A 559-nucleotide genomic window follows, 5' to 3' on the forward strand; every position below is an offset into this window, starting at 1 on the left:
GCCGGGGCGCCCCGCTCGCCGGTGCCAGCGCGTCAGGGCACGCGCCCGCCGCGGCTTCCTTTTCCGGCGTCTGCACGGCCGGGAGGTGTCGCACGTTGTCCATGTCCTGCCCTTCCTTCCACTGGTACTGCCTTGGCTTCCAGCCGCGCCACACGGCGCGGCTCCCGTGTGCGTCTGACGGCCGCTTCCGGAAAGCTTCTATCCGGGGGGAGGTACGACGAGCGTTTGCCCGGGTTTGATCAGGGAGGGGTCGTGACCGATGAGGGTTTGGTTGGCGGCATACCACTCCGGCCACCGCTCGGCGATCTCCACGTCGGTCGCCAGCGCGCCCAGTTCGGCGGCCGCGAGCTGCCAGAGGGAATCCCCGGCGGTGACGGTAACCATCCGGGGTGTGTCAGAGGCTTCCCGGGTTGGCGGCTTGGCGACGGCGCCCGGGGCCGCGGCCGGCGGAGCGGGCTTCCATGAGGGGTCCACCGGAGGGTTTACCGGACCGGCCAGGCCGTCCGGCTGCCACCGGGGATCCACAACGGCGGCGCTGGACGCGCCGGTCCCGGCCGCG

Annotated in this window: 1 protein-coding gene; it reads right to left on the reverse strand. The window is 72.6% G+C overall.

The features are described from left to right. Positions 1-198: 198 nt before the first annotated feature. On the reverse strand, positions 199-559 hold a 361-nt coding region (locus tag AC5RUJ_RS18080), incomplete at its 5' end, for a LysM peptidoglycan-binding domain-containing protein (protein WP_494156496.1).

Source organism: Arthrobacter sp. Y3223164 (assembly GCF_059091005.1).